At 61.5% G+C, this 6,196-nt stretch carries 6 protein-coding genes; 4 read left to right on the top strand and 2 right to left on the bottom strand.

The window, feature by feature from the left end; all coding sequences use genetic code 11:
- Positions 1 to 104 precede the first annotated feature (104 nt).
- Entirely contained in the window at positions 105 to 389 is a 285-nt protein-coding gene (locus RY831_RS32530) for a hypothetical protein (protein WP_326510440.1), read from the bottom strand.
- A gap of 412 nt (positions 390 to 801) precedes the next feature.
- On the opposite strand from RY831_RS32530, the gene RY831_RS32525 reads away from it, so the two are divergent.
- From RY831_RS32525 to RY831_RS32510, 4 genes are all read left to right on the top strand, one after another.
- On the top strand, positions 802 to 2,598 hold the full coding sequence (locus tag RY831_RS32525; RefSeq protein WP_326510439.1) for a sensor histidine kinase: 1,797 nt from the start codon (positions 802 to 804) through the stop codon (positions 2,596 to 2,598).
- A gap of 14 nt (positions 2,599 to 2,612) precedes the next feature.
- Positions 2,613 to 3,077 carry a response regulator gene (locus tag RY831_RS32520; RefSeq protein ID WP_326510438.1) on the top strand — a complete coding sequence of 155 codons (465 nt, stop codon included), beginning with the start codon at positions 2,613 to 2,615 and terminating at the stop codon, positions 3,075 to 3,077.
- On the top strand, positions 3,074 to 4,672 hold the full coding sequence (locus RY831_RS32515) for an ATP-binding response regulator (protein WP_326510437.1): 1,599 nt from the start codon (positions 3,074 to 3,076) through the stop codon (positions 4,670 to 4,672). The genes RY831_RS32520 and RY831_RS32515 overlap by 4 nt, the downstream gene beginning before the upstream one ends.
- Before the next feature lie 142 nt (positions 4,673 to 4,814).
- Entirely contained in the window at positions 4,815 to 5,399 is a 585-nt protein-coding gene (locus RY831_RS32510; protein ID WP_326510436.1) for a DUF3455 domain-containing protein, read from the top strand.
- Positions 5,400 to 5,501: 102 nt separating this feature from the next.
- Here the strand turns inward: RY831_RS32510 and RY831_RS32505 are convergent, their stop codons facing one another.
- Positions 5,502 to 5,720, bottom strand: a complete 219-nt coding sequence (locus RY831_RS32505) for a hypothetical protein (RefSeq protein ID WP_326510435.1) — start codon at positions 5,718 to 5,720, stop codon at positions 5,502 to 5,504.
- Between the last annotated feature and the right edge of the window lie 476 nt (positions 5,721 to 6,196).

The following is a 6,196-nucleotide window of genomic DNA, read 5'->3' as shown; positions in this document are numbered from 1 at the left end:
GATGCTCCTTGCTGCAATGAGTGAATGAGTGGATGAATGCGTCCTGAATGCCGGGGCTGCCGATGAAGGCCATGCCTCCGCCGGCGCCGGATCGCGGGATCTGCTTACGACATGAAGTTGATGGTGTTCTTGCCGGTCTGTGTCGGGTTCACGTTGGACTTGATGCCGGAGGCGAAGGCGACGTTGTTGCCGTTGTTGACCATGGTGTTCTGGCTCTGACCGAGCGACTGGGCGGCGTCGAAATTCAGTTCGCTCTTGGCCATGCTGAACAGTGGGCTGGCGAAAAAGACAGGGGCCTTGTAGTAGCCGGTGCCGCCGGATACGGCAGCCATGTCGGCGGTGCCGAGGTCTTTGGAAACGGACAGGTCTTTGATGGACAGTGCTTTCATGGTGATTCTCCTGAAGGTAAGGTTCGTAAAGGGTCGGTTGGGTCCGGTGTTTCAAGCGTTTCGTTGCGCTTGAAGGAGATATAGCAGGGGCTGTGCCAGGTCGCGGAGACGAGTTGAAAAGCGGTGTAAGCCAATGAAAAGAAAGAGAATTCATGCTGATCGATTGCGGTGCGCGGCATCGATGCGCTCAAGCCGGACGAAACGTGCCGGCCAGGAACCAACACTTGAGCACTATGTTGTCTGGCGGCGGACCACACGGTCTTCCACCGATGGGCATGCCGCGCAAGGTAGCGAGATCGAACTTCCCATCCGGCCATGCATCTCAACTTGAACTTGTTAAGTTGAAAGCGTTGAAAGCGTTCAGGAATGGCAGGCATCGATATGGATCTGATTGCATGGGAGAAAGCATAGATTGGCCAAGCTGCAGCACCTCAGTTTCAACCGTTTCCTGCTTCCTTTCCTGCTCGTCGCCGTCGGGCTCGTCTTTACCGTCTATATCGGCAAGGATGCAGTCGGCGACCTGATCGCCAACCAGCGGAGCGAGGCTTCGGCGAGGGCTACCGTGCTGGAGTTGCAGAATCTCATGACACAGGCGCTCAATGCGGAAACGGGACAACGGGGTTACATGATCACGGGCAGCGAGCATTACTTGCTGCCTTACGAAACGGCGTTGCGCGAACTGCCGCAAGCGCTCATGACACTTGAGCGGCGATTCAAGGATGACGCGCCCCAGCTCGCCCGCTTGCGTGCCTTCAGGCAGCAGCAGGAACTCAAGTTTGCGGAATTGGCGGAAACCATCGGGGTGCGGCGCAATCAGGGTTTCGAGGCGGCCCAGCAACTGGTGCGGACCGATCGCGGCCGCGATTACATGCTGAGAATGCGGGCCGAAGTCGACGCCATGCTGCAAGCCGAAAACCACAGGCTCAACGCGCGTATCGAAGACTCCGGCCGCAGCGCGGAAAAGGGAATGCGCATCATCGTCCTTGCGGCGCTGGTCAATCTCGGCCTTCTCGGGCTGGCGTTCGGCGTGGTGCGCATCGACAACCTCGCTCGGCAGCGGGCAAGCGTAAAACTGGAAGAGGCGCGCAATCTCTTGCGCAGCGTTATCGACGGATCGCCGGCATTGATTTTTTTGAAGGATACCCACGGAAAATTCATTCTGGTCAACAAGGCGTTCGAGGAATTCACCGGCAGGACGGCCGGCGCCATCATCGGCAAGACGTCCGCGGATCTGTTCGCGCACGACATCGCTCAACTTCATCTCGAGACCGACAGGCAGGCGATGCAAGGCAGCCAGGCGGTACGTTTCGAGGAAAGCGTGGTGGATGCGCGCAGCGGGGAACTCAGGCATTTCATTTCCGCCAAGGTGCCTTTGCTTGGTGCGGGCGGCAAGCTGACCGGCGTATGCGGCGTATCGTCGGACATCACATCGCTGAAGGCCGCGGAAACGGAAATCCGCGCCATCAACCAGGTGCTCGAAAAGCGGGTGGAGCAGCGGACCAGCGCCTTGCAGGAAGCCAACGGCCACCTGGAAGCGTTCAGCTATACGGTGGCGCACGACCTGCGCGCTCCTTTGCGCGGCATCCAGGGATTCGCGGAAGCGATTGCCGAAGACTATGCGCCGGTGCTCGATGACACCGGAAAGGATTATCTGGTGCGCATAGAAAAGGCGGCGATGCGCATGGAACGCCTGATCGAGGACCTGCTTTCCTTTGCCCGGCTGGCGAGAACCGACCTGGGTCTGGCGCCGGTGCGGCTGTCGGACGCGCTCGACGAAGCGCTGCGCATGCTGGCCGCGCCCATCAGGGATACGCGGGCCGAGATCGAGATCGGGGAAAACCTTCCGACAGTGCGCGCCAACCATGCGGCCTGCGTTCAGGTGCTTCAAAACCTGCTGTCGAATGCGCTCAAGTTTTCCCTGCCTCGGGAGGTGCCGCGCATCCGCATCGGCAGCGAGCTGCGCGAGGGTCGCGCGAGACTGTGGGTGCGCGATGCCGGCATCGGTATCGACCCGCGCCAGAGCGAGCGCATCTTCCGTCCTTTCGAAAGGCTGCACGGCCAGGAAGCATTCGCAGGCACCGGCATCGGGCTTGCGATTGTCGACAAGGCGACGCGGCGCATGGGCGGCGACTGCGGCGTGGAATCCGAACCGGGCAAGGGCGCATGTTTCTGGATCGAGCTGCCGCTTCATTCACGGGAGGCGCAATGACAGCAATGACGACAATGAACGCAACGGCAACCGCGGCAGGTTCGCCGCATATTCTCCTCGTCGAAGACAACGAAGACGATGTGATCCTCGTGCAGCGCTCGCTGCGCAAGGCCGGAGTGACGGCTCCGGTGAATGTGGTGCGCGACGGCGACGAGGCGATCACTTTCCTCGGAGGCGCGGCGGATGCGGCGCAACCGCCGGCGCTGGTCCTGCTGGATCTGAAGCTGCCGCGCCGCAACGGACTGGAAGTGCTTGCGTGGATACGGGCGCACCCGGGCCTGTCCGCTCTGCCGGTGGTGATGTTTACGACTTCCACGCAGGATGCCGATGTCGGCGAGGCTTACCGGCTCGGCGCCAATTCCTATCTGAAAAAGCCGGCGACCATGCAGGAGACGACCGAGCTCCTGAGAACCACCGGACTGTACTGGCTGGTCCATAACGTCAGGTCGCCGGCGCAGGGCAATGGGGAACGTCGATGACGCATGCTATCCAGATATTGCTTGTCGATGACAATCCCGACGACCGTGAGCTTGCGCGCCGCGCCATCGCGCTCGCCATGCCGGAGGCGCGCTTTCTGGAAGCCGGCGAAGCCGTGGAATTCGAGGCGCTGATCGACGCATACTATGACTGCGTCATCACCGATTTCAGGCTGGGCTGGAGCGATGGACTGGTGGTCTTCCAGCGCATCAGGGAAAGGCATCCGGATCGGCCGGTCATCATGTTCACCAACACCGGAAATGAGGATGTCTGCTCGGCTGGAATGAAAAGCGGCCTGTCCGACTATATCGTCAAGCGCAGGGAAGAATTTCCCAAGCTGCCGGCGGCGGTGCGCACCGCGCTGGAACTGGTCGCAGCCCGGCGCGCGGTGCGCGAGCGGGACGAGCATGTGCTCGACCTGCTCGAGCGGGAGCGCTCGGCAAGAGCGGAAGCCGAACGCGCGAACCGTCTCAAGGACGATTTCCTTTCGACCGTTTCGCATGAACTGCGCACCCCGCTCGGCGCCATCCTCGGCTGGGCGCAGCTGCTGCAGATGCAGCGGGTATCGCGCGAGGAGGAACTCAGGGCGTTCGAAACCATCGAGCGCAATGCCAAGGCGCAGGCCAAGCTGATCGAAGACCTGCTCGACATGTCACGCATCCTGTCCGGCACCTTGCGCATCGACATGGGGCCGGCAGACCTGCTGGCGGCACTGCATGCCGTTATCGATGCCGCGCAGCCGCTCGCAGAAAAGAAGGCGGTCAGGATACGGACGCATGTCGATGCCATGCCGCCGCCGGTGCGGGGGGATGCTTCCCGCTTGCAGCAGATCATTGCCAACCTGGTGGACAACGCGATCAAGTTCAGCGTGGATGGCGGCACTGTCGATGTATCTCTTCAGCATGCGGGCGCATCGCTGCGGATCAGCGTGCAGGATAGCGGCAGAGGCATCGACCCGGCTTTTCTGCCGCATATCTTCGAACGCTTCCGCCAGAGCGACATGGGGCCCACGCGCCGCCACGGCGGGCTGGGCATCGGGCTGTCGGTGACGAAAAGCCTGGTCGAGATGCATGGCGGTGAAATCCAGGCCCATAGCGAAGGCCACGGCCGGGGCGCATGTTTCGTGGTGCGCCTGCCGGTGGCGGTAATGCGCGAAGATAACATCAGGTCCTTCGAGGACTCGGCGCAGAAAAGCGCAGAATTCCAGAAGCTGCGCGGCTTGAGGATCCTGGTGGTGGATGACGATCCGGATACGCTTGACTTGATCCGGCGCGTGCTCGCGGTGCATGCGGCGGAGGTAACCGGTGTTTCCAGCGCGGCGAAATGCCTGGAACGGCTGCAGGCTGAAACATTCGATGTCCTGCTCTCGGATATCGGCATGCCCGACGAGGACGGGTTCGCGCTCATCCGCAAGGTGCGCGCGCTGGCTGGCCCGAACCGGAACATTCCCGCATCATCCGTCACCGCCTTTGCCCGCAGCCAGGACCGCGAGCACGCCTTGCTGGCCGGTTTCGATGCGCACCTGGTCAAGCCGGTCGAGCCGGGCGAACTTGTTGCCGTTGTGCTAACGCTTATCCGCAATCCGCGCCAGGCATGAGGCAGGGCAGGGGCTATCCTGACATAAATCTCTCCGAAAATAGTTGAATCCAAAACGCCGCCGCGTGCGTATCAGATGCAGCAGCCGAAAAATCATCGGACTTTGCTGCTGACATTCATCGCGAATCATTATGGAGAGAACAATGAAAACATCATGCCACGCCCGTATCGTTTCCATCGCCACCGCGCTCGGAGCGCTTGCCGTGCTGGCCGCCTGCGGCACCGCGCCGCAAAAGATGGCCATGTATTCGCAGGACGCGCTGCCGGCCGCCATCAAGGTCCCGGCGGGCAACCGGGTTGCCATGGAAACCGTCGGCGTAGGGGAGATCACCTATGAATGCCGCGAGAAGGCGGCCGCAGCCGGTGCGCCCGCCGCGCCCGGCCAAATGGAATGGGCATTCGTGGGACCGAAGGCCGTGCTCAATGACCGAAGCGGCAAGCAGGTAGGCACCTACTACGGCCCGCCGGCCACATGGGAAGCGTCGGACGGTTCGAAGATTACCGCAACGCAGCTCGCGGTTGCGCCGTCGGGCGCCGGCAACCTGCCTTACCAGCTGGTCAAGGCCAATCCCGCAAGCGGCCCGGGCGTCATGAAAGACGTCACCTACATCCAGCGCGTCGCGCTCAAGGGCGGCGTCGCGCCGGCGATGGAGTGCAATGCGGCCAGCAAGGGCAAGCGGGAAATCGTTCGCTACCAGGCGGATTACATTTTCTGGAAAGCCGCCTGAGTCGGCCCCGATTTCAACGCTGCCGGCGCGCAACGCCGGCGTTGAAGCCAGATGAATGAACAGCACCGGTGACGAACCGGTGCTGTCTGCCGTTTACGCCTCTTAGCGCGAAGAGCCTTGCTTGCTCGGCACCAGCCTGTGCGCGAATCCGGCCGGGCGATCGACGAGGCCGCTGCCGCGCACCAGGATGCGGTGCGGCGAAGCCTGTCGGCCGCCGTTATTGGTACCGCCACCGCGGCGTGCGCCGCCGGTAATCGTGCGCATGGCTTCGCGGTCGAGCTCGATGCTGTCGGGCAGGTCCTTGATCGTGATGCTGGACATGATGTTCTCCTTGAAAGGCAAAGCAGCCCGGCGCATCGCTGCATCGGGCCTGGGCTGCACACATGGATGGATAGTTGAAGCGTATCAGCGTCCGTATCGAAAATCCATGTTGCAGGAAGTCACTGAAATCGATGATCCAGCGACTGGCGCGGGTGTTATACCAATCCCAAGCCATAACATGCCATGAAATCGCGTCTTATTCCGTCTGGCCGCGTTGCACTCGTCATCCATAGCCCCGCTATGGATTCCTCCTGCGCCTCGCCAGCCGAAAAAATCCATCAATTTCACTTGTCATGTTAAGACTCGGAATTGGTATCACTTCCAGAATCAGATCGAGACGTCAAGCCGGCCAAACTGGCTGGGGCTGACATTGATCTTCGGCACGGCGAAGCTCGGGCCGATGGAGCCGACATTGTTGAGGGTGTTGACCTCGACATTCTGCAGCTGCGTCAGGTTCTGGTTGACGCCGACATTGA

The organism is Noviherbaspirillum album (assembly GCF_035916955.1).
GTDB lineage: Bacteria > Pseudomonadota > Gammaproteobacteria > Burkholderiales > Burkholderiaceae_D > Noviherbaspirillum > Noviherbaspirillum album.
Note: the sequence above shows the minus strand (reverse complement) of the source record. Positions and strands in the feature narration are given on the sequence as shown.